The 18,693-nt window shown below is 64.8% G+C and carries 23 protein-coding genes and 2 tRNA genes; 18 read left to right on the plus strand and 7 right to left on the minus strand.

What is annotated here, in order from left to right:
- Positions 1-33: 33 nt before the first annotated feature.
- Together ACRYLT_RS11660 and ACRYLT_RS11665 are read right to left on the minus strand one after the other, a co-directional pair.
- Positions 34-516 (minus strand): NUDIX hydrolase, encoded by a 483-nt coding sequence (locus ACRYLT_RS11660; RefSeq protein ID WP_482664265.1) that lies wholly within the window; start codon positions 514-516, stop codon positions 34-36.
- On the minus strand, positions 517-1,188 hold the full coding sequence (locus ACRYLT_RS11665; protein ID WP_482664266.1) for a protein-L-isoaspartate(D-aspartate) O-methyltransferase: 672 nt from the start codon (positions 1,186-1,188) through the stop codon (positions 517-519).
- Between the two features lie 98 nt (positions 1,189-1,286).
- On the opposite strand from ACRYLT_RS11665, the gene ACRYLT_RS11670 reads away from it, so the two are divergent.
- From ACRYLT_RS11670 to ACRYLT_RS11695, 6 genes are all read left to right on the plus strand, one after another.
- Positions 1,287-2,819 (plus strand): AMP-binding protein, encoded by a 1,533-nt coding sequence (locus ACRYLT_RS11670; RefSeq protein ID WP_482664267.1) that lies wholly within the window; start codon positions 1,287-1,289, stop codon positions 2,817-2,819.
- Positions 2,816-3,580 (plus strand): crotonase/enoyl-CoA hydratase family protein, encoded by a 765-nt coding sequence (locus tag ACRYLT_RS11675; protein ID WP_482664268.1) that lies wholly within the window; start codon positions 2,816-2,818, stop codon positions 3,578-3,580. Before ACRYLT_RS11670 ends, ACRYLT_RS11675 begins: the two co-directional genes overlap by 4 nt.
- Before the next feature lie 141 nt (positions 3,581-3,721).
- Positions 3,722-4,252, plus strand: coding sequence for a DUF805 domain-containing protein (locus ACRYLT_RS11680; protein WP_482664269.1), 531 nt, complete (start codon positions 3,722-3,724; stop codon positions 4,250-4,252).
- Between the two features lie 145 nt (positions 4,253-4,397).
- Positions 4,398-4,482, plus strand: a tRNA-Leu gene (locus ACRYLT_RS11685).
- 103 nt (positions 4,483-4,585) lie between these two features.
- Positions 4,586-5,791: an AI-2E family transporter gene (locus tag ACRYLT_RS11690; RefSeq protein ID WP_482664270.1), complete on the plus strand. Its 1,206-nt coding sequence runs from the start codon at positions 4,586-4,588 to the stop codon at positions 5,789-5,791.
- Positions 5,792-5,871: 80 nt separating this feature from the next.
- Positions 5,872-5,948, plus strand: a tRNA-Asp gene (locus tag ACRYLT_RS11695).
- A gap of 50 nt (positions 5,949-5,998) precedes the next feature.
- Here the strand turns inward: ACRYLT_RS11695 and ACRYLT_RS11700 are convergent.
- The 4 genes from ACRYLT_RS11700 to ACRYLT_RS11715 form a co-directional block, all read right to left on the minus strand.
- Complete coding sequence (locus tag ACRYLT_RS11700; RefSeq protein WP_482664271.1) at positions 5,999-6,208, minus strand: DUF2842 domain-containing protein; 210 nt, start codon at positions 6,206-6,208, stop codon at positions 5,999-6,001.
- Positions 6,205-6,789, minus strand: coding sequence for a 5-formyltetrahydrofolate cyclo-ligase (locus ACRYLT_RS11705; RefSeq protein WP_482664272.1), 585 nt, complete (start codon positions 6,787-6,789; stop codon positions 6,205-6,207). The genes ACRYLT_RS11700 and ACRYLT_RS11705 overlap by 4 nt, the downstream gene beginning before the upstream one ends.
- Before the next feature lie 153 nt (positions 6,790-6,942).
- Entirely contained in the window at positions 6,943-7,272 is a 330-nt protein-coding gene (locus ACRYLT_RS11710; protein WP_482664273.1) for a cell division protein ZapA, read from the minus strand.
- Positions 7,272-7,484: a hypothetical protein gene (locus ACRYLT_RS11715; RefSeq protein ID WP_482664274.1), complete on the minus strand. Its 213-nt coding sequence runs from the start codon at positions 7,482-7,484 to the stop codon at positions 7,272-7,274. Before ACRYLT_RS11715 ends, ACRYLT_RS11710 begins: the two co-directional genes overlap by 1 nt.
- 126 nt (positions 7,485-7,610) lie before the next feature.
- On the opposite strand from ACRYLT_RS11715, the gene tkt reads away from it, so the two are divergent.
- The 7 genes from tkt (at position 7,611) to thiE (ending at position 14,729) form a co-directional block, all read left to right on the plus strand.
- The gene (gene tkt, locus ACRYLT_RS11720; protein ID WP_482664275.1) at positions 7,611-9,578 is read left to right on the plus strand and encodes a transketolase; all 1,968 of its coding nucleotides are present in this window, start codon (positions 7,611-7,613) and stop codon (positions 9,576-9,578) included.
- Between the two features lie 14 nt (positions 9,579-9,592).
- A complete protein-coding gene (gene gap / locus ACRYLT_RS11725) occupies positions 9,593-10,600 on the plus strand; it encodes a type I glyceraldehyde-3-phosphate dehydrogenase (RefSeq protein WP_482664276.1) in 1,008 nt (335 codons plus the stop codon).
- Positions 10,601-10,604: 4 nt separating this feature from the next.
- Complete coding sequence (locus tag ACRYLT_RS11730; RefSeq protein WP_482664277.1) at positions 10,605-11,810, plus strand: phosphoglycerate kinase; 1,206 nt, start codon at positions 10,605-10,607, stop codon at positions 11,808-11,810.
- Between the two features lie 2 nt (positions 11,811-11,812).
- Positions 11,813-12,505: a 2OG-Fe(II) oxygenase family protein gene (locus tag ACRYLT_RS11735; protein ID WP_482664278.1), complete on the plus strand. Its 693-nt coding sequence runs from the start codon at positions 11,813-11,815 to the stop codon at positions 12,503-12,505.
- Positions 12,506-12,517: 12 nt separating this feature from the next.
- Complete coding sequence (locus tag ACRYLT_RS11740; protein WP_482664279.1) at positions 12,518-13,417, plus strand: fructose bisphosphate aldolase; 900 nt, start codon at positions 12,518-12,520, stop codon at positions 13,415-13,417.
- 95 nt (positions 13,418-13,512) lie between these two features.
- Positions 13,513-14,049 carry a class I SAM-dependent methyltransferase gene (locus tag ACRYLT_RS11745; protein WP_482664280.1) on the plus strand — a complete coding sequence of 179 codons (537 nt, stop codon included), beginning with the start codon at positions 13,513-13,515 and terminating at the stop codon, positions 14,047-14,049.
- A complete protein-coding gene (gene thiE, locus ACRYLT_RS11750; protein WP_482664281.1) occupies positions 14,046-14,729 on the plus strand; it encodes a thiamine phosphate synthase in 684 nt (227 codons plus the stop codon). The genes ACRYLT_RS11745 and thiE overlap by 4 nt, the downstream gene beginning before the upstream one ends.
- Here the strand turns inward: thiE and ACRYLT_RS11755 are convergent.
- The gene (locus ACRYLT_RS11755) at positions 14,726-15,502 is read right to left on the minus strand and encodes a DUF72 domain-containing protein (protein WP_482664282.1); all 777 of its coding nucleotides are present in this window, start codon (positions 15,500-15,502) and stop codon (positions 14,726-14,728) included. The genes thiE and ACRYLT_RS11755 overlap by 4 nt on opposite strands.
- On the opposite strand from ACRYLT_RS11755, the gene ACRYLT_RS11760 reads away from it, so the two are divergent.
- From ACRYLT_RS11760 to ACRYLT_RS11780, 5 genes are all read left to right on the plus strand, one after another.
- Positions 15,486-16,136 carry a M23 family metallopeptidase gene (locus tag ACRYLT_RS11760; protein WP_482664283.1) on the plus strand — a complete coding sequence of 217 codons (651 nt, stop codon included), beginning with the start codon at positions 15,486-15,488 and terminating at the stop codon, positions 16,134-16,136. The genes ACRYLT_RS11755 and ACRYLT_RS11760 overlap by 17 nt on opposite strands.
- Before the next feature lie 37 nt (positions 16,137-16,173).
- Entirely contained in the window at positions 16,174-16,737 is a 564-nt protein-coding gene (efp, locus tag ACRYLT_RS11765) for an elongation factor P (protein WP_482664284.1), read from the plus strand.
- Positions 16,738-16,840: 103 nt separating this feature from the next.
- Positions 16,841-17,659, plus strand: coding sequence for an inositol monophosphatase family protein (locus tag ACRYLT_RS11770; protein WP_482664285.1), 819 nt, complete (start codon positions 16,841-16,843; stop codon positions 17,657-17,659).
- Positions 17,660-17,768: 109 nt separating this feature from the next.
- Positions 17,769-18,146 carry an NADH-quinone oxidoreductase subunit A gene (ndhC, locus tag ACRYLT_RS11775; protein WP_482664286.1) on the plus strand — a complete coding sequence of 126 codons (378 nt, stop codon included), beginning with the start codon at positions 17,769-17,771 and terminating at the stop codon, positions 18,144-18,146.
- A complete protein-coding gene (locus ACRYLT_RS11780) occupies positions 18,137-18,691 on the plus strand; it encodes a NuoB/complex I 20 kDa subunit family protein (RefSeq protein WP_482664287.1) in 555 nt (184 codons plus the stop codon). Before ndhC ends, ACRYLT_RS11780 begins: the two co-directional genes overlap by 10 nt.
- Positions 18,692-18,693 lie beyond the last annotated feature (2 nt).

An 18,693-nucleotide genomic window follows, 5' to 3' on the forward strand; every position in this document is an offset into this window, starting at 1 on the left:
CTCTGTCTTCGAGGCCCGGGCGCGTTAGGACTGTTACGGTGAAAATGCGGTAAACCTCGATAGCTCCTCCCGTTCGAAGCGCTCCAGAATTGGCAACTGGCTCGGAAGAATCATCTCGCGCGCCCTTGGGAGCGTGAACCAGGCGGCGCGATCCACTTCCGGAAAGCTCTGCATTCGCCCACTTCGCGGCGGCCATTCGAGGGTGAAGTGGTTGCTCTCGATCCGCTGCGGATCGAGATCCCCCTCCAGCGCGAAGGCTTCGACCCATTTGCCGCCCTTCTGCCGAATTCGGCCGAGCGGAACGAGCGTCCCTTCGGGGCAAACGCCGATCTCCTCCTTGAACTCGCGACGGGCACAGGCCTCGATGTCTTCGCCTTCTTCGACCAGCCCCTTGGGAATGGCCCAGGCGCCCTCATCCCTTCGGCGCCACTGCGGTCCGCCGAAATGGGCGAGCAGCACTTCGCATTCTCCGCCGCACCGACGCCAGAGCAGAATCCCGGCGCTCAGCGTCGCCATTCAGGCAGTCTCGAGCTGAGTGAATCGGACCGGAAGGACGGCTCGGCTATGAACCGCGCCGCCGCGATCCTTGTCGACGACGCTCAGCTGCTGGACCTCCTTGCCGCCGAGGGGGATCACCATCCGTCCCCCCGGCGCAAGCTGCTCGACCAGAGCTTCGGGCGGCTCGGGCGCGGCGGCCGTGACGAGGATCCGATCGAATGGCGAATGCTCGTTCCATCCGCGCGAGCCGTCGCCAACCCGGATGTTGACGTCGAGGCCAATCGCGGCAAGCCGCACTCGCGCCGCTTCGGCGAATTCCTCGACGATTTCCACGCTGAAGACCCTGGCGTCGAGCTCCGCCATCACCGCAGCCTGCCAGCCCAGCCCCGTTCCCACTTCGAGGACGGACTGGTGCTGCTCGATGTCCAGAAGCTCGAGCATCAGCGCGCCGATGAAGGGCTGCGAAAGCGTCTTGTCGAAGCCGATCGGCAACGGCGTGTCCTGATAGGCGACGGCTGCCAGCTGGGCAGGCACGAACAGGTGACGCGGCACTCGAAGCAAAGCGTTGCGGAGCGGCGTGCCGAGGGCGTCCTGGCCGATCTCCTCCTCGGCAAGATCGAAATGCATGTCGATCACCTCGACCATGTGCCGCCGAAGAATGGCAAGATGGGTTTCCGTCATCGGCTTCATTCGCGCCGCTCCTTCTCGCTTCCTCTCCGATCGTGGCAACGCATCCGCTTGCCAGCCGCTCCATGCCGAGTCCACAAAGGTGGGAAGAGAGGAGCCTTATGCTGGTCACCGAACTCATCCGCCGAGGGGCGCTCTACCATGGCGATCGAACGGCCGTCCTGTTCGGAGAGGACCGCCTGACCTTCCGTCAGGTGGATCTCGTCTCGAACCGGCTCGCCAATTTCTTCGTTTCGGGTCTCGGGCTCGGGAAAGGCTGTCCGATTGCACTGCTGCTCGACAACGGCCTCCATTCCATTCCTTGCGACTTCGCCTGCGTGAAGGCGGGTCTCACCCGAACCCCGCTCAATGGACGGCTGTCGCTCGCCGAACATCGCCAGATGCTCGAACTCACCCGGGCCGAAATGCTGGTCTATGGCCCGACCCAGAGCGAACGGGCGGCGGCGCTCAAGTCGGCGATTCCGGACCTGAAGCTGTTCGGACTCGGATCGGCCGAAGCCGGTCCGGACCTGCTCGAACTCGCCCGGAACGCCTCGGATTCCGATCCGCGCCTTCGCCACGATCCCAATGACGTCATTCTGGCGCTGTTCACTTCCGGAACGACCGGCAAGCTCAAGGCGGCTCAGCACACGCACGCCAGCTATTCGGCCGTGGTCCACAATATCCTGTCGAACCTGGTCGATCCGCGGCCGGGGGAGGCGATGCTTCACGCCGCCTCGATGATCCATGCGAGCGGCACGTTCGTTCTTCCCTATTGGCTTCGGGGCGGAGCGGCGGCGGTCCTGCCGGGCTTCAGTCCGGCCGATTATGTCGAGGCCATCGAACGCTGGCGGCCGGCCGCTCTCAATCTCGTCCCCACCATGTTGCAGATGCTGTTCCAGCTGCCCGGGATCGAACGGGCGGATTTCCGATCGGTCGAAACGATCCTCTACGGCGCCTCGCCCATGCCCCGGCCCGTGCTCGAAAAGGGGCTGGAGCTCTGGGGTCCCGTCTTCGTTCAATATTACGGCCAGACCGAAGCACCGCTAGCCATCTGCCGCCTTGCTAAGGAGGAACATGCCGGCGCTCCTCCCGAACGGCTTCTCTCCTGCGGCCGGCCGAGCGTCGAATGCGAAGTTCGCCTCGTCGACGAGGACGGGAGCGACGTTGCCGAGGGCGAGCCGGGCGAGATCGTGCTTCGCGCGCCCTTCATGATGAAGGGCTATAGCGATCCTTCGATACAGGCCTTTCTCCCCGGAAACTGGCTTCGCACGCGCGACATCGGTCGTTTCGACGGCGAAGGCTACCTGACCCTGGTCGATCGAACCTCCGACATGATCGTGACCGGCGGCTACAACGTCTATCCGCGCGAGGTGGAGGACGTGCTTTCCGCCCATCCGGCCATCGCCCAGGTGGCGGTGGTCGGGCTTCCCGACGAAACCTGGGGCGAGCAGGTCACCGCCTTTGCCGTCCTTCGCGAGGGCCAGGAAGCCGATCCGCCGGCGCTGATCGCCTTCGCCCGCGATCGGCTCGCCGCCTACAAGGCGCCAAAGTCGGTCCGCTTCGTCGAGTCGATTCCGCTCAGCCCGGTAGGCAAGCCGCTTCGGCGGGCGCTTCGCGATCCCTTCTGGCAAGGGCGGGAGCGGCGGATTTGACCCTCCTCGTCGACCAGGACGGCCCCGTCGTCACCATCTCCCTGAACCGTCCGGAGCGGCGCAATGCCGTCGATCCGGCGACGGCGCAGGCGCTCCGCGATGCCTTTGATGCGTTCGACGCCGACGAAGAAGCGCAGGTGGCGGTGCTGACCGGAAGCGGCGGGCATTTCTGTGCAGGCTATGATCTCAAGGCCTTCGCTGCCGAGGGCGTCGAATATGATCCGAACGGCCCCGGCCCGATGGGGCCCACCCGGCGGCTGCTGTCCAAGCCCGTCATCGCTGCGGTGGAAGGCTATGCCGTCGCCGGTGGTCTCGAACTGGCGCTGTGGTGCGATCTTCGGGTCGCCTCGGCAACGGCGACATTCGGAGTCTTTTGCCGCCGCTGGGGCGTTCCGCTGGTCGACGGCGGCACCGTCCGGCTGCCGCGACTGGTCGGTCAGGGGCGTGCGCTCGACATGATCCTCACCGGTCGCCCGGTGGCCGCCGAGGAGGCCCTGTCGATGGGGCTTGCCAACCGGCTGGCGCCGGCAGGTGCGGCGCTCGAGGCGGCCCAATCCCTGGCCGGCGAGATCGCCCGGTTTCCGGCTTTGTGCCTTCGGGCCGACCGGCAATCCGCTTATGCCCAGTGGGACCTGCCTTTGGCTCAGGCCCTTGCGGCGGAAGCGCAAGGCGGCGAAGCGCCGGTTCGCGAAGGCGCCCGCGACGGCGCCGCCCGCTTCGCCGGCGGATTGGGTCGCGGCGGAGACTTCGACCGTCTCTAGCCATTGGACAGCACCCGACCGACCAGGACGAAGGCGGCGACCCGTCCCGCGCCCGATTCGCGACTCACTTGATTCGTTTCGCGAAATGACGGACGCTGCTTGGCCGCCTTGCTGTGGCGGCGTGACTAAGGGGGAACTCCAATGGAATGGATGCTGATGCCGCTGAAGCGCTACGCGGACTTTTCAGGCCGTTCGCGCCGCATGGAATTCTGGATGTGGCAATTGTTCCAGGTGATCGTCTACATCATTATCGCCGTTCTTGCGATGGTGGTCGGCGCTGGCGGAATGTTTTCCGGCGACCCGACGGCCATGGCCACTGCTGGCGGAGCGGCCTTGCTGATCTTCGGGCTCTACGGGATCTACGCGCTGGCGGTGATCATTCCGTCCATCGCCGTCGCCGTCCGCCGGCTTCACGATACCAATCGCAGCGGCTGGTGGGTGCTTGCGCCGATCGTCCCCTACATTGTCGGCGCGATGGCGATCGGAGCCGGAGCGGCAAGCGGGACCGAGGGCGGCCTTGCCGCTGCGGGCCTGCTCGGAGTCGCCGCAATGCTCGTTGCGCTTGTGCTGGGCCTGGTACTGCTCGTCTTTTATTTCCTTGAAGGCACTCGTGGCCCCAACAAATATGGGCCGGATCCGAAGGGGCGCGACACCGCCGAGGTGTTCGCCTGACTTGCGCGGCCGGGCGGGTGGCTGTTGCGGCCCGCCCGGCGCCGCATTAAGGAGCGTCGCTCCGGAGCGGCTTCGAAGCCGGCGAAAGCCGGCAGCTCGAAGATCGCGTCGGAGGATTGACCATGGCTTGTTGGGCCATGGTGTGGCCCCTGTGGCGGAATTGGTAGACGCGCTCGACTCAAAATCGAGTTCCGCAAGGAGTGCCCGTTCGACTCGGGCCAGGGGCACCAAATCATCCGCACGCTGTTCGAAGAACAGTGGCGGCCGCCAATCATCATCTTCTCAGCATCCTTCATTGAAGGCATGGTCGCCCGACAGGAGGATCGCGTCGGAATGAAGCAGGAGCGGGAAGGCGAAGCCGCGGGCGAGGCGCCGTCGCCACTGCACGGCCTCGAAGTCGAAACCGAAATCACCGCCTTTCGCCGCGACCGGTTGCTCGCCTCGCTGGCTTTGATGTCGGGCGTCGGACTTGCGCTTGCCACGCCTTTCGCGCTTCGCGCCGGGGCCGAATTCTTCCTTCCCGTCACCGCGGCCATGGTCGTCGCCATAGCGCTGGTGCCGCTGCTCGAATGGCTCGAGCGGCGGCGGGTGCCGTCGGCCCTTGCGGCCCTGCTTTGCGTCGTCCTGCTGATCGTTGTCGCCAATGTCGCCGTCGCCGCGATCGTCTTGCCGGCGACGGAATGGTTTCGACTGCTTCCGGAAAGGATCGGACGGCTTCGGGAAACGCTGACTCCGATCTTCGAAGTCTATGCCAATCTCGAGGAGTTCGTCGACGACATCGTCCGCGAGTTCGGCCGGTCTCCGGCCGCCGCATCTCAGACCGTGCAGGTGGAAACGCCCAATTCGCTGCTGCAGATCATCGCCAGCTCGGCGCCCTATGCCGCGATCCAGATGTTCTTCGCGGTCCTGGTGATCTTCTTCTTCCTTTCCGGATGGACCCGGATGCGAAAGCGCACGATCACCGCCCGGGTCAGCTTCGGCGGCGCCATGACCACCGCCCGCGTGATTCAGCAGGTGGTCGACGCCACGTCGACCTATCTCGGAACCATCACCATCGTGAACATCGGCATGGGGTTGGTGGTGGCGCTCGTGCTCCATCTGATCGGAATGCCGACTCCGCTCATGTGGGGCGGAATCGCCGCAGTTCTGAACTACATCCCCTATCTCGGCCCGATCGCTTCCACCTTGCTTCTCGCGCTGGGCGGACTGATGACGTTCGAGGATCCCTGGTACGCTCTCCTGCCGGCGCTGAGCTTCACCGTCATTCACCTCGTCGAGGCCAATCTCTTCACGCCCACCGTCGTCGGCCGCCGGTTGACGATCAATCCGTTGCTCATCCTGCTTTCGCTGAGCTTCTGGGCCTGGGTCTGGGGGACGACGGGAGCGCTCTTGGCCGTGCCGCTCCTGATCATCATCCGGACGGTTCTGGATGCCGCCGGAAAACCCGACATTGCCGGATTCCTGTTCGAAGAGGGCACCCTGATCCACGAGCATCACGAGGAGGCGCGACCGCCTTTGCAGGGCTCGTCCACAGGCTGAATCGGCGGCGCCAACTTATTGCGCTCGGCTTGCTTGACAGGCTCTGGTGCCTCCACTACCTCGCGCCCTCACCAGATCGCGCGGGTGTAGCTCAGTTGGTTAGAGCGCCGGCCTGTCACGCCGGAGGTCGCGGGTTCGAGCCCCGTCACTCGCGCCATTCACCACCATGTGAGTCTACTCACGATCAGGGTGAAAGGCGCTCGCGCTTCAGGCGCGCCAGCGGCCGGTTTCCATCCAGCGCAGAAGCGGCTTGAGCGGAAGGATCCAGGCGATTCCGGCCACGATGAAGAAGATGGCCTGAACCGCCCAATGCATTGCGCCGATCGCGTCGGCGACATTGACCACGATCACGCTCCACGCGGCGATCAGCGCGATGATCGCGAAGATTCCGGCGGGCTTTCGCCAGGTTGGGTTCATCGGCAACTGATCCATTCGCGCGGAGTCGCCAGCGCATCGAGTGGCATGTCCCAGGAGTCGCGGGGAATCGGTTCGTCGATGATCTGCTGTTCCCAGGCAATTCCGATCGTGAAGACGCTCCCGGCCTGCCGCAGATGGGCCAGGGCACGGTCATAATGGCCCTTGCCATGGCCGATTCGGGTGCCCTGACGGTCGGCGAGGACGACCGGAACGAGGACGACGTCCGGCGCGACCGCCGGGGCGTCGCCGCCGGGCTGGAGCACGCCCCAGGGGCTGGGCTCGCGGGCCGGGCCTTCGCGCCAGATCATCCGTTCATCGCGATCTCCGAACCAGGGCAGCGCCCATTTCTGGCCCGCGCCGAGCGACTCGATCAGCGGATAGGGGCTGATCTCGTCCTTGAGCGGATGATAGGCGGCGATCAGTCGCGCCTCGATCAGATGCGGGAGGACCAGCCGGGCGAGCTTCCACTCAAGGTCGGCGCGAAGCTCGGGGGTGAGGCTTCGAGCGAAGTCGCGCCGCCGCCTCAGGCCTTCGGCCCGCAATTCCGCTTTTGCGGGAGGGGAGGGTGACGGGACCGCCATGGCCGTTGCTTAGAATATCCTCTGACGCCTCAACGTCAGGTGGGGACCATGTGCGTCGGACCAGGGTCCGGGCAGGGACAGCCCCCAAGGATGTGATATCGCCTCAGGGATGTTCTCGAAAGCTCGTACCGGGCAGTACCCGTCATCCTCAATTTAGGGGCTGGCTCGCTCCTGCTCAAGCCGCTCGGCCAGATTTTCCATCCGTCCGGCGAGCCGCTCGAGCGCTTCGCCGATGACCGGATCGTCCGGCGAGGGCGAAGAATCGGACTGGCCACGGCCGGAACGCGCTTCCTGAAGATCGTCGGCGATCAGCAGAGCGGCAAACAGCAGTTGACGCGTTTCCGTCAATCCGCCCAAGGCGGCAGCCGCGTCCTGCGCGCGCCGATCGACGAGCGAGGCGATCGAGCGAAGATGGTCCTCCTCGCCGTCGCGGCAAGCGACATTGTAGCGACGCCCGGCCACCTCGATCTCGATATTGGCCATCAGCGACGCCCCCGAATTTCGAGCAGCTCGTCGATCTGTCCGATCGCTCCCGCCACTCTTCGCCGGAGCCTGTCATGCGCCTGACGCAATTCGAGATAATCTTCGGAAGGCGAGGCCTCGACTGTCGCGATCGGGCGGTCGAGGGCGGATTCGATGCGCGCAAGTGCCCGTTCGATGCGGTGGATGGCATCTAGGGCGCGGGGATCGGCCATTTCTCATAGGCATAGCATGCCTGTGCGTGGCGGCAAGCCTGCTGCGGTTGACGCGCGCGCCACCGCCGATAAAGGAGCCCCAGCGCCGCCGCGCCTTCACCCGGATTCCGGATCCAAGGGGACCGCATGCCCGCCGACACGAGACTTCTCGCCAATGCCATCAGGGCGCTGTCGATGGACGCCGTTCAGGCGGCCAATAGCGGCCATCCAGGAATGCCGATGGGAATGGCGGACGCCGCCACGATCCTCTGGACCGAATATCTCCGGCACGATCCACTCGATCCGGCCTGGCCCGACCGCGACCGGTTCGTCCTCTCCGCCGGCCACGGATCGATGCTGCTTTACTCGCTCCTTCATCTCACCGGCTACGCTCGGCCGACGATGGACGAAATCAGGAACTTCCGGCAACTCGGCAGTCCCTGTGCGGGGCACCCGGAAAATTTTCTTCTCGACGGAATCGAGGCGACCACCGGTCCGCTTGGCCAGGGCTTCGCCATGGCCGTCGGGATGGCGATCGCCGAGCGTCACCTCAATGCCGACTATGGCGACGATCTCGTCGATCATCGCACCTGGGTCATCGCCGGCGACGGCGACCTGATGGAAGGGGTCAATCATGAGGCGGCGGGCCTTGCCGGCCATCTCCGCCTTGGCCGTCTGAACGTCCTTTGGGACGACAATCAGATCACCATCGACGGATCGACGGCGCTTTCCACTTCCGAAGACATTCTTGTTCGTTACCAGGCCTATGGCTGGCACACGGTGGCTTGCGACGGTCATGACTGCGCCGACGTTCGCCGGGCGCTCGACGAGGCGCTGGCCGATCCGAGGCCGTCGCTGATCGCCTGCCGGACGATCATCGGTTACGGCGCTCCCAACAAGCAGGGCACGGCCGCGACCCATGGTTCCGCGCTCGGGCCGGACGAGGTGGCGGCGGCGCGCAGGCAGCTCGGCTGGGACTATGAACCGTTCCAGCTACCCGACGAGATATTGGAGGCATGGCGCTCCGCCGGACGGCGGGCCCAGGCCGACCATCATCAGTGGCGCCAGCGACTCCAGGCGAGCGACCGGGGTGAGGAGCTGCTTCGCCGCTTCTCCGGCGAGCTGCCGGAGGATTTCTCGCTCCGCGACTATATCGCCGGCCTGATCGAAAGTCCTCAGAAGGTGGCGACCCGCAAGGCGTCCGAAATGGCGCTGGAGGCGATCAACGCTCAGCTGCCCGACACGATCGGCGGTTCGGCCGACCTCACCGGTTCGAACAACACCAAAACGAAGGCGCTCAAGCCGCTGACCCGCGAGGACTATTCCGGTCGTTACCTATATTATGGGATCCGCGAGTTCGGAATGGCCGCGGCGATGAACGGAATGGCTCTCCATGGCGGGATCATCCCTTATGGCGGAACGTTCCTGATCTTCTCCGATTATTGCCGGCCCGCCATTCGACTCTCCGCCCTCCAGCAGATGCGGGTCGTCTACGTGATGACTCACGATTCGATCGGCCTCGGTGAGGACGGTCCGACCCACCAGCCGATCGAACAGCTGATGGGACTTCGAGCCATTCCCAATCTCGACGTCTATCGTCCCGCGGACGCGGTCGAAACGGCAGAATGCTGGGAATTGGCGCTGAGCAAGCCCGGTACTCCGGCGGTGCTGGCGCTCAGCCGCCAGAACCTCCCGCAGTTGCGGAAGGAGGCTTCCGGCAATCTTTCCTCCCGGGGCGCCTATCGGCTCCGGTCGGCCTCCGCGCCGCGCAAGGTGGTGCTGCTGGCGACGGGATCGGAAGTCCATGTCGCGATCGAAGTCGCCTCGGAGCTGGAGGCGCAGGGGATCGGCGCCGACATCGTCTCGATGCCCTGCTGGAGCCTGTTCGACGCGCAGGACGAGGCGTATCGGGACAATATCCTGCCCGACGACGCGCTGATCGTTTCGATCGAGGCGGGCGCCACCCTGGGATGGGAACGTTATACCGGCCGGCGGGGAATCCGCATCGGCCTCGACCGCTTCGGCGCTTCCGCGCCGGCGGAAGATTTGTTCAAGCGGTTCGGCTTCACCGCCGACGCGATCGTGCCGCGCATTCACGCGGCGCTGCAATCCTGAAGGAGATCAGTCACATGGCCACGAGAGTTGCAATCAACGGTTTCGGGCGCATCGGCCGGCTGGTGGCGCGCGCCATCCTCGAGAAAGGCGACAGCGGTCTCGAACTGGTTTCGGTAAACGATCTTGCCGACGCCGAATCCAACGCGCTTCTGTTCAAGCGCGACTCCGTCCACGGCCCCTATCCGGGCGAAGTGCGAGCGGACGGCAACGACCTGATCATCGAAGGTCGCCGGATCAAGGTCACAGCGGAAAAGGATCCTGCCAAGCTTCCGCACGGCGAAAATGGCATCGACATCGTGCTCGAATGCACCGGCTTCTTCACGGATCGTGAAAAGGCCGGGGCCCATCTTTCTGCAGGCGCTAGGAAAGTCCTGATCTCCGCGCCCGCGAAAGGCGTCGATCTCACGGTCGTCTACGGAGTCAATCACGACCAGCTGAAGGCGGAACACACGATCGTTTCCAACGCCTCCTGCACCACCAACTGTCTCGCTCCCGTCGCCAAGGTCCTTCACGAAGCCGTTGGAATCGAGCGCGGACTGATGACGACGATCCACGCTTATACCAACGACCAGAAGATCCTCGACCAGATCCACAAGGACAAGCGCCGGGCCCGCGCCGCGGCCATGTCGATCATTCCCACCACCACCGGCGCCGCTCGTGCGGTCGCCGAGGTGCTTCCGGAGCTCAAGGGCAAGCTGGACGGTTCGGCGGTTCGCGTTCCGACCCCGAACGTCAGCCTCGTCGACCTCACCTTCACGCCTTCGCGGGAAACGTCGGTGGAGGAGGTCAACGGCGCCCTCAAGGCCGCCGCGGAAGGCGCTTTGAAGGGGATTCTCGCATATACGAACGAGAAACTGGTCTCGATCGACTTCAATCACAATCCGGCGAGTTCGACGGTCGACAGCCTGGAAACGGCGGTTCTCGAAGGTAAGCTGGTGCGAGTCGTCTCCTGGTACGACAATGAATGGGGCTTCTCGAACCGGATGGTCGACACGGCTTCGGCCATGGCGGCCCTGATCTGACGTCATGGCGTCGTTCAGGACCCTCGACGACCTTGGCGAGGTTCGCGGCAAGCGCGCTCTGGTCCGGGTTGACCTCAACGTTCCGATGCAGGACGGGCAGGTCAGCGACGACACCCGCCTCCGGGCGACCCTGCCGACGGTGACCGAACTTGCCGACAAGGGCGCGATCGTCCTCCTGCTCGCGCATTTCGGCCGCCCGAAGGGGGAGCGGCGCGCCGACATGTCGCTCAGGCCGGTGGTCGAGGCCTATTCGAACGTGCTCGGCCGTCCCGTCGCGTTCATCGAGGATTGCTGCGGTGAAGACGCCGGCGAATCGGTTGCGGGCCTTTCGCCAGGACAGGTGGCGGTCCTCGAAAATACCCGCTTTCACCCGGGCGAGGAGAAGAACGATCCGGCGCTCGCTTCGACGATGGCGGAGCTTGGCGACCTCTACGTCAACGACGCCTTTTCGGCCGCTCACCGGGCCCACAGCTCGACCGAGGCCGTGGCGCGCCTACTGCCCTCTTATGCCGGGCGGGCGATGGAAGCGGAGCTGAAGGCTCTGCAGAAAGCGCTCGGCGATCCCGAACGGCCGGTCGCGGCGGTCGTCGGCGGGGCAAAGGTTTCGACCAAGCTGGACGTGCTCCGCAATCTGGTCGGCAAGGTCGACCATCTCATCATCGGCGGCGGAATGGCCAACACCTTCCTCGCTGCCCGCGGAGTCGCGATCGGCAGGAGCCTGGCCGAGCGGGACCTGACCGAGACGGCCGAAGCGATCCTCGACGCGGCGGACCGGGCGAATTGCACCGTCCACCTGCCCTATGACGTCGTTGTCGCGAAGGAATTCGCACCCAATCCGCCGAGCGTCCGGACCTGCAACGTCCACGAGGTGGCACCCGACGAGATGATCCTCGACATCGGCCCGGCCGCGGTCGAGGCGCTCGCCGACGCTCTCAAGACCTGCCGAACGCTGGTGTGGAACGGGCCGCTCGGCGCCTTCGAGACTCCGCCTTTCGACTCCGCCACGGTCGCACTCGCCCGCACTGCGGCGGCGCTCACCCAGGAAGGCAGCCTGGTTTCGGTCGCCGGCGGCGGGGATACGGTTGCGGCTCTTAACCAGGCCGGCGTGGCCGGCGATTTTTCCTTTGTCTCGACGGCGGGCGGTGCCTTCCTCGAATGGATGGAAGGGAAGGAGCTGCCGGGCGTCGCCGCGTTGATGGAGCGCCGCTGAGCGTGGCTTCGGGTTTTGCCTTCCAGGGTCAGCCGCAGGCGGCGAGCCTTTTCGAGACGCCGGTGATCGTCGACGTTCATCCCGACCATGAGGCGCTTAATCGCGAGCTCCGGGAGACGATCCTGAATCGGCGGGAAGTCCATGGGGGAATTCAGGTCTCCAACGTCGGCGGCTGGCATTCCGACACCCAGATGCTGAGCTGGGGCGGCGACGCCGCGGCTCGTCTGCTCCAGCGGATCATCGCCGACGCTGACCGGTTCACCGTCGACGTCCGTAGCGGCGGCAAGCCGCGCTACCGCTGGTTCCCCGAGATGTGGGCCAACATCTCACCACCGGGAGCTGCCAACCAGTTTCATGCCCATCCCGGTGCTTTCTGGTCCGCCGTCTATTATGTCGACGACGGCTATGGCGGCTCGAACGACGAGGCGCTTGGAGGCGAGCTGATCCTGCTCGATCCGCGAATGCCTGCTGTCGCAATGAACACGCCGGATTTGCGGTTTCGTCGGCCCGGCCACATTCCTGAGCAGCGAGAGAAATATATGCGACCCGCTAGCGGGCGCATCGTGATCTTTCCTTCCTGGCTCAGCCATGCAGTTCGCCCCTACAAGGGCGACGGGTTGCGCATTTCGATCGCTGTGAACCTCAGCGCTGTGCCGTTATCGATTCCAGCTGAAAGCAGTATCCAACAGAACTGACGAGGACTGAACATGATTGATTCGACCATGACGGCGAAGATCGAAAGCGGCAACGGCTTCATCGCCGCGCTCGACCAGAGCGGCGGATCCACGCCCAAGGCGCTCAAGGGCTACGGAATCGAGGAAGGGGCCTGGTCGAACGACGAGGAGATGTTCGGCCTCATCCACCAGATGCGCTCGCGGATCATCACCTCGCCGGTCTTCACCGGCGACAAGGTGATCGGCGCGATCCTGTTCGAACGGACGATGGACGGCGAGATTGACGGCCGGCCCGTTCCCCACGTCCTGAAGGAGCGCGGAGTCGTTCCCTTCCTCAAGATCGACAAGGGCCTCGAAGCGGAAGCCGATGGCGTCCAGCTGATGAAGCCGATGCCGGAACTCGACGCGTTGCTGAGCCGCGCCCGCAAGCTGGGCGTGTTCGGGACCAAGGAGCGATCGGTCATCAACCTTGCCAACCGCGAGGGGATCGCCGCGATCGTGAAGCAGCAGTTCGATGTGGCGCAGCAGGTTCTTGCTTCCGGCCTGGTTCCGATCATCGAGCCCGAGGTCAACATCAAGAGCCCGGAACGGCCCGAGGCCGACCAGATCCTGCTCGAAGAGCTGCTGAAGGCGCTCGATTCGCTTCCCGGCGACGATCGGGTGATGCTCAAGCTCAGCCTCCCGGCCAAGGCCGGACTGTTCGGTCCGCTCGTCGATCACTCGCGCGTGCTTCGGGTCGTGGCCCTTTCCGGCGGCTACAGCCGGCCGGAGGCCTGTGCCGAGCTCGCAAAGAATCGCGGCATGATCGCCAGCTTCTCCCGAGCGCTTCTCGAGGATCTTCGCCACCAGATGAGCGACGAGGAATTCGATCGGGCGCTGGGCACGGCGATCGACGAAATCTATCGCGCCTCGACCGAGAAGGTGGCGGCGTAACGCTCCGCCGCTACCTCGCCCGCCAGTTTCGTCGGCCGAGCGGCCTGGTCGGCCGACTGCTCCTAGGACCGTGGCTGGACAGGATCGGCCGGGAAATGAACCGGCTGACGCTGGAGCAACTCGAGCTTCGCACCGGCGACGAGGTGCTCGAAGTCGGGTTCGGCGGCGGCGCGTTGCTCGCCGACATTCTCGAACGGACCTCGGCGCGCGTGGTCGGCGTCGATCTGTCCCCGGCAATGGTGGAACGGGCGCGGCGACGTTTTGCTGGCAGCGGCAGGATCGCGCTGTTCGAGGCGTCGGTCGACGCGATCCCGCTTGCCGATGCCAGCGTCGACAAGGCCTGCAGCGTCAACAATCTTTATTTCTGGCCCGATCCGGAGGCGGCGATGCGCGAGCTGGCGCGGGTCGTCCGACCGGGTGGCACCCTGTCGATCAGCTTCGAGCCGCCGGAGGAGCTGCGCAAATGGCCGGGCCACCGCCATGGCTTCAGGCTTTATGAAGAAGCGCAAGTCCGCCGACTGCTGGAGCAGGCCGGCTTCGCCGCGATCCGCCGCGCTGAAGGCTGGGGCCGAAAGCCCGACCATTTTCTCTGTTTGACAGGGACGCGCACCGAGGCAGAAGCGGCACCATGACCGACGATGATGATCTGCGGCTCGATCCGGGATTTGCCGAGCGTTTCGAACGCCGCGATCGGGGCTCGTGCCAGCTCTATCTGATCTCGCCTCTCGACGTGGACGGCGACTTTCCGCTCAGGCTGGCACAGGCGCTGGATTCGGGTCCGGTCGCCGCTTTCCAGTTCCGGGTCAAAGGCCGGGACCAGCATGAATCGGCGCGCCTTGCCGAACCGCTTCAACGGCTGTGCGCCGACCGGGACGTCGCCTTCATCGTCAATGACGACATGAGCCTCGCCAAGCGGCTCGGGGCGGACGGTGTGCATCTGGGGCAGGGCGATGGCGACCCGCGCGAGGCGCGCGCCCTGCTCGGACCTGCGGCACAGATCGGGGTGACCTGTCATGACAGCCGGCATTTCGCGATGGAGGCGGGCGAGGCCGGGGCGGACTATGTCGCGTTCGGCGCTTTCTTTCCGACCGGCACCAAGGAGACTCGCCACCGCCCCGATCCTTCGATCCTGAGCTGGTGGTCGACGCTGTTCGAACTCCCATGCGTCGCCATTGGCGGGATCACTGCGGAGAATGGGCGAAGTCTCGTCGAGGCAGGCGCCGATTTCCTGGCGGTCTGCAGCGGCATCTGGGATCACGCTGAAGGTCCCGCCGCGGCGGTGAGGGCGTTCCAGCCGATCCTGGACCGCTAGCGCGCGGCTTGCGCCACCATCGCCTTCAACGTCTGCGCGTCATGGATGGAATGGGCGTCGATGTCGTTGTTGAACAAGCACCAGACCGGGCGGCCGGATCGCGCCTGATCGACGATCCAGTCGGTCCAGGCAAGCAGGCCTTCGTCGGAATAGCGGCCCCAATATTTGCCTTCGCCGCCATGGAATCGGACATAGGCGATCGGGCCGGTCGCGAGCCGTTCGCTGGCCGAGCCCGGCATGTCGTGGACGCAGAAGGCGGCGCCATAGCGCTCCAGCAATGAATAGGTCTCGGGCACGTACCAGCTCCTTTCGCGAAACTCGAAGACGTTGACCACGTCCTTCGGAGCGAGCCTCAGGAAAGTCTCCAGCCGGTCGAGATTGATCTTCAGGCGCGGCGGCAACTGGTAGAGGATGGGCCCGAGTCGGTCGCCCAGCGCGCGGAACGGCGCCATCATCCGCGCCAGCGGCTCCTCGCAATCCTTCAGTTTCTTGGCCTGGGTGAGGAAACGGTTCGCCTTGACCGCATAACAGAAGCCGGGCGGCGCCTGGTCGCGCCACTTTTCGAACGTCTCTGCCTTGGGCAGCATGTAGAAGCTGTTGTTGATCTCCACCGTGTCGAAATGCTCGGCGTAGAAGTCGAACCAGCGGCTGGCCAGCAGGCCTTTCGGGTAGAAGAGCTCGCGCCAATGCTTGTAGTTCCAGCCCGAGCAGCCGATCCGGATGCGTTCCATGGGCGGGGAACGAGTCGGAACCGGAATGGGTTCTGCGGCCATGCGGAAGCTCGGCACCGGCTTGCTGATGGCGCTGACCGCGGTGGTGACCGCGTTGCTCACGAGCATCTTCTGGATCGCCCTGTACAATCTGGGCAACAATCTCGGCGAGGGCAGCCAGGAAACGGCCGAAAAGGTCATCACCGAGACGACGGAGCCGGACAGCGATCCCCGGCTGGTTCTGGGACCGTCCGGTCTGGTGGTGCCGGTGGCGGGGATCCGGGTCCAGGATCTCGTCGACACTTATCGTCAGGACCGCGACGGCGGCGCCCGGGTTCACAATGCGATCGATATCATGGCGGCCGAAGGAACGCCCGTTCTGGCTGCGGCGGACGGCGTCGTGGAGAAATTGTATTTCAGCCGCGGCGGTGGCGGCATCACCGTCTATGTCCGCTCTCCGGACCGGCGCTGGATCTTTTATTATGCCCATCTCCAGGAATATGCGCCCGGGCTGACGGAGGGGCAGCGGGTCGAGCGCGGCGATCGCCTCGGCAGCGTCGGAAGCAGCGGCAACGCCGATCCCGCCGGTCCCCACCTCCATTTCGCGGTACACCGGATGACTCCGGACGAACCCTGGTACGAAGGCACTCCGGTCAATCCCTACCCGCTCCTTGCCGGAAATCGGGCGGCTCGCTAAAGGCGCTGCCACACCTCTCCAGATCAGCGAGCATCACATGAAGATCAGCGGCGTGGACATCCGTCCCGGCAACATCATCGAGTATGAAGGCGGCATCTGGCGCGCCGTCAAGATTCAGCACACCCAGCCCGGCAAGGGCGGTGCCTACATGCAGGTCGAGATGAAGAACCTCATCGACGGCCGCAAGAACAATGTCCGCTTCCGCTCCGCCGAAACCGTCGAGCGGGTCCGGCTCGACACCAAGGATTTCCAGTTCCTTTATCGCGACGGCGACCAGCTCGTGTTCATGGACAAGGAGAATTACGAGCAGGTGTCGCTGCCTGAGGATCTGATCGGCGAGCCCGCCGCTTTCCTTCAGGACGGCATGGACGTGATCATGGAACTGTACAATGAGCGGCCGATCTCCGTTCAGCTCCCCGACCAGATCGAGGCGACGATCGTCGAGGCTGATGCGGTGGTGAAGGGGCAGACCGCTTCCTCCAGCTACAAGCCCGCGGTGCTCGACAATGGCGTGCGCGTGATGGTTCCGCCGCACATCACGTCGGGAACCCGGATCGTTGTCGACGTTTACGAGAAGACCTACGTCCGCCGGGCGGACTAGGTGTCGCCCTCCCGCTGTTTCGGGAGGCTCATGAGAGGCGGGCGTTCCGACTCCCGGTTCATCCACCCCTGGCCCCTTCGCGAGCAGGAGGGGGGAGTAGAAAATGGTTAGCCATTCCGGCCTGATCACCGTGATGACTCGCGCCGCGCGCAAGGCCGCGCCGAGGCTTCGCCGCGACTTCGGCGAAGTCGAGCAGCTTCAGGTCAGCCGCAAGGGACCGGCCGATTTCGTCAGCCTCGCCGACGAGCGCGCCGAGCAGACGGTGGTCGAGGAACTTCGTCATGCCCGGCCCGATTGGGGCCTGCTGCTGGAAGAAGGCGGGACGATCGAAGGCAATCCGGCCAAGCCGCGCTGGATCGTCGATCCGATCGACGGCACGTCCAACTTCATTCACGGCATTCCGCACTTCGCCATATCGATCGCCGTCCAGGAGCCGAAACCGGGCGGCCAGGGTTGGGGCGAGATCAGCCACGGGCTCATCTACCAGCCGCTGACCGACGAAAGCTTCTGGGCGGAAAAGGGCAGGGGCGCCTGGCTCCACGACCGTCGACTTCGGGTCTCGTCCCGGCGCGACCTCGCCGATGCCCTGGTCGCGACCGGAATCCCCTACAAGGGGCACGGCCATCTCGAGCGTTTCGAGAAGATCCTCGCTGCCGTTTCGCCCGAAGTGGCCGGAATCCGCCGGTTCGGCTCCGCCGCGCTCGACCTCGCCTGGGTGGCGGCGGGACGGTATGACGGATTCTGGGAGGAGGACCTCCAGTTCTGGGACATCGCCGCCGGCCTGCTGCTGGTTCGCGAGGCAGGCGGGTTCGTAACCGACTTTCGTGGCTCGGACGCGGGCATTGCCAAGGGGCAGGTCCTGGCCGCCAACGACCAGATCCATTCCCGGCTCCACAAGCTCGTTGCAGGGGCCTTGCGTTAAGCCGGCAACAACCCGATTTCAGTCCGGTTACCGTCCTTTCCGAGCCTTGCCTCTGGGCGAGGCCGGTCCTAGAAGCCGCGCAACCTTCTGACCCCGGAGACTCTTTCCGATGGCGTCCGTCGCCGCCGACTATCTTCCGATCCTGCTTTTCCTGGGCGTTGCCCTGGGCCTTTCGCTCGCCTTCGTGGTGCTGCCGATGATCGTTGCCCGGTTCACCGGCGCGGCTCGGCCTTATCCGGACAAGCTTGCCGAATATGAATGCGGCTTCCCCGCCTTCGAGGACAGCCGTGCGCAGTTCGATGTCCGATTCTATCTCGTGGCCATCCTGTTCATCATCTTCGACCTGGAAGTGGCTTTCCTGTTCCCCTGGGCGGTGACCGTGTTCGACATCGGCTGGGCTTCCTGGATCGCGATGATGATCTTTCTTGCCGAGCTTGCCCTCGGCTTTGCCTATGCCTGGAAGAAGGGGGCGCTTGAATGGGAGTGATCCTCGATCCGCGGCATGAAAATGAGCGGCCGGCCGACCTTCAGCAGCCGGATCCCAACTTCTTCAATCAGCTCAATTCCGAAGTGTCGGACAAGGGCTTCCTCGTCACCTCGACCGAGGAACTGTTTCAGTGGGCCCGGACGGGGTCGCTATGGTGGATGACCTTCGGTCTCGCCTGCTGCGCGGTCGAGATGATCCATGTGAACATGCCGCGTTACGACCTTGAAAGATTTGGAGTCGCCCCGCGTGCTTCGCCGCGTCAGTCGGACGTGATGATCGTCGCTGGAACGCTTTGCAACAAGATGGCTCCGGCGCTTCGGCGGGTCTACGATCAGATGTCCGAACCGCGCTACGTCATCTCGATGGGCAGCTGCGCCAATGGCGGTGGCTATTATCATTACAGCTACAGCGTTGTCCGCGGCTGCGACCGGATCGTTCCGGTGGACATCTACGTTCCCGGCTGCCCCCCGACGGCGGAAGCCCTCCTTTACGGAGTCATGCAGTTGCAGCGGAAGATCCGCCGTGAAGGCACAATCGAGCGCTGAAG

The sequence above is a fragment of the Sphingosinicella sp. SM1-17 genome, assembly GCF_056821765.1.

Bases quoted from the DNA above. Each gene is read 5' to 3' on its own strand.
- ACRYLT_RS11710 (WP_482664273.1), bottom strand. From the start codon at position 7,272: ATGGCCAATATCGAGATCGAGGTGGCCGGGCGTCGCTACAATGTCGCT.
- ACRYLT_RS11680 (WP_482664269.1), top strand. From the start codon at position 3,722: ATGGAATGGATGCTGATGCCGCTGAAGCGCTACGCGGACTTTTCAGGC.
- ACRYLT_RS11715 (WP_482664274.1), bottom strand. From the start codon at position 7,484: ATGGCCGATCCCCGCGCCCTAGATGCCATCCACCGCATCGAACGGGCA.
- ACRYLT_RS11770 (WP_482664285.1), top strand. From the start codon at position 16,841: ATGGTTAGCCATTCCGGCCTGATCACCGTGATGACTCGCGCCGCGCGC.
- ACRYLT_RS11665 (WP_482664266.1), bottom strand. From the start codon at position 1,188: ATGAAGCCGATGACGGAAACCCATCTTGCCATTCTTCGGCGGCACATG.
- ACRYLT_RS11660 (WP_482664265.1), bottom strand. From the start codon at position 516: ATGGCGACGCTGAGCGCCGGGATTCTGCTCTGGCGTCGGTGCGGCGGA.
- ACRYLT_RS11670 (WP_482664267.1), top strand. From the start codon at position 1,287: ATGCTGGTCACCGAACTCATCCGCCGAGGGGCGCTCTACCATGGCGAT.
- ACRYLT_RS11780 (WP_482664287.1), top strand. From the start codon at position 18,137: ATGGGAGTGATCCTCGATCCGCGGCATGAAAATGAGCGGCCGGCCGAC.
- ACRYLT_RS11740 (WP_482664279.1), top strand. From the start codon at position 12,518: ATGATTGATTCGACCATGACGGCGAAGATCGAAAGCGGCAACGGCTTC.
- ACRYLT_RS11690 (WP_482664270.1), top strand. From the start codon at position 4,586: ATGAAGCAGGAGCGGGAAGGCGAAGCCGCGGGCGAGGCGCCGTCGCCA.
- ndhC (WP_482664286.1), top strand. From the start codon at position 17,769: ATGGCGTCCGTCGCCGCCGACTATCTTCCGATCCTGCTTTTCCTGGGC.
- ACRYLT_RS11755 (WP_482664282.1), bottom strand. From the start codon at position 15,502: ATGGCCGCAGAACCCATTCCGGTTCCGACTCGTTCCCCGCCCATGGAA.
- gap (WP_482664276.1), top strand. From the start codon at position 9,593: ATGGCCACGAGAGTTGCAATCAACGGTTTCGGGCGCATCGGCCGGCTG.
- thiE (WP_482664281.1), top strand. From the start codon at position 14,046: ATGACCGACGATGATGATCTGCGGCTCGATCCGGGATTTGCCGAGCGT.
- ACRYLT_RS11745 (WP_482664280.1), top strand. From the start codon at position 13,513: ATGAACCGGCTGACGCTGGAGCAACTCGAGCTTCGCACCGGCGACGAG.
- ACRYLT_RS11760 (WP_482664283.1), top strand. From the start codon at position 15,486: ATGGGTTCTGCGGCCATGCGGAAGCTCGGCACCGGCTTGCTGATGGCG.
- tkt (WP_482664275.1), top strand. From the start codon at position 7,611: ATGCCCGCCGACACGAGACTTCTCGCCAATGCCATCAGGGCGCTGTCG.
- ACRYLT_RS11730 (WP_482664277.1), top strand. From the start codon at position 10,605: ATGGCGTCGTTCAGGACCCTCGACGACCTTGGCGAGGTTCGCGGCAAG.
- ACRYLT_RS11700 (WP_482664271.1), bottom strand. From the start codon at position 6,208: ATGAACCCAACCTGGCGAAAGCCCGCCGGAATCTTCGCGATCATCGCG.
- efp (WP_482664284.1), top strand. From the start codon at position 16,174: ATGAAGATCAGCGGCGTGGACATCCGTCCCGGCAACATCATCGAGTAT.
- ACRYLT_RS11705 (WP_482664272.1), bottom strand. From the start codon at position 6,789: ATGGCGGTCCCGTCACCCTCCCCTCCCGCAAAAGCGGAATTGCGGGCC.